Source organism: Rhizobacter sp. P1_G5, from assembly GCF_056405435.1.
In genome coordinates this window covers 1-1,261 of sequence record NZ_JBFUCB010001006.1, presented here as the reverse complement: position 1 = coordinate 1,261, position 1,261 = coordinate 1, and the positions used below count along the sequence as shown (strand labels likewise).

The window sequence follows — 1,261 nt, the reverse complement described above, 5'->3', positions numbered from 1 at the left end:
GCCTACGAGAACCTGGTGCGCATGGTCGGCACCGCGGCCGAGCTCGACGAGGCCCAGCTCGAGAAATCGCTCGGCGAGCAGCTGCGCCGCTACGACAAGGGCGGCGAGCAGTTCTACGACACGATCTCGGCGCTGCACAAATCCGTGCGCGGCAGCGACCCCGATGCGTCGCTGTACTGGTTCGTGCGCATGCTCGACGGCGGCGTCGACCCGCGCTATGCGGCGCGCCGCCTGGTGCGCATGGCCAGCGAGGACATCGGCCTGGCCGATCCGCGCGCGCTGCGCATGACGCTCGACGCGGCCGAGACCTACGAGCGCCTGGGCTCGCCCGAAGGGGAGCTGGCGCTCGCGCAGGCGGTGGTGTTCCTCGCGATGGCGCCGAAGTCGAACGCCGTCTACGCCGCCTACAAGGCGGTGCGCAGCTTCATCCAGCAGGACGGCACCCGCCCGGTGCCGCTGCACCTGCGCAACGCACCGACAAAGCTCATGAAGGACCTCGACTACGGGCGCGAGTACCGCTATGCGCACGACGAAGAGGGCGGTTTCGCGGCTGGCGAGCGTTACTGGCCCGACGATATGGAAACGCCTCGCTTCTACGAACCCGTGCCGCGCGGCCTGGAACTGCGTATCGGAGAGCGCCTGCAGGAACTGCGCCGGATGAACGAGGAGTCCAGCAGGAAACGCGGCAGATCCGGGTAAACGCCGAGACTTGTTCTGTTCCGCCCGGGTAACCGAGGCCTGTTTTAGCGGTGAGCGCCCTCTAGAATCCGCCGCCACCGCGTCATTTAGGTGCAGCGCAACCCGCCAGATAGCCACGGCGGGCTTTTTGCTACAGGGAACGGTGGCTGGCTTCGCGCGGCAGCTGTTCTTTGATTCGACAAGGCTGCCGCCTTGGATTTCCGCAGGAGACTTTTCACATGGATACCTTCATCCAGCAGGTCATCAACGGTCTGGTGCTGGGCAGCGTGTATGCGCTGGTCGCACTGGGCTACACGATGGTCTACGGCATCATCAACCTGATCAATTTCGCGCACGGTGAGGTGCTGATGGTGGGTGCGCTCACCAGTTGGACGGTCGTCACGGCGCTGGCCGGCACCGGCCTGCCGGGCTGGCTGCTGATGCTGATCTCGCTGATCGCCGCCATCGTGGTGTGCTCGGCGCTCAACTTCACGATCGAGAAGGTGGCCTACCGGCCGCTGCGCACCGCGCCGCGGCTCGCGCCGCTGATCACCGCGATGGGCATGTCGCTGCTGCTGCAGAC

2 protein-coding genes are annotated in these 1,261 nt (G+C 66.2%); both read left to right on the top strand.

What is annotated here, in order from left to right:
* Nucleotides 1-699: AAA family ATPase (locus tag AC1D12_RS33575; RefSeq protein ID WP_477845411.1), on the top strand; the 699-nt coding region annotated here is incomplete at its 5' end.
* Nucleotides 700-917: 218 nt separating this feature from the next.
* Nucleotides 918-1,261, top strand: a 344-nt coding sequence (locus AC1D12_RS33570) for a branched-chain amino acid ABC transporter permease (protein WP_477845410.1), incomplete at its 3' end; no start/stop codon positions are given.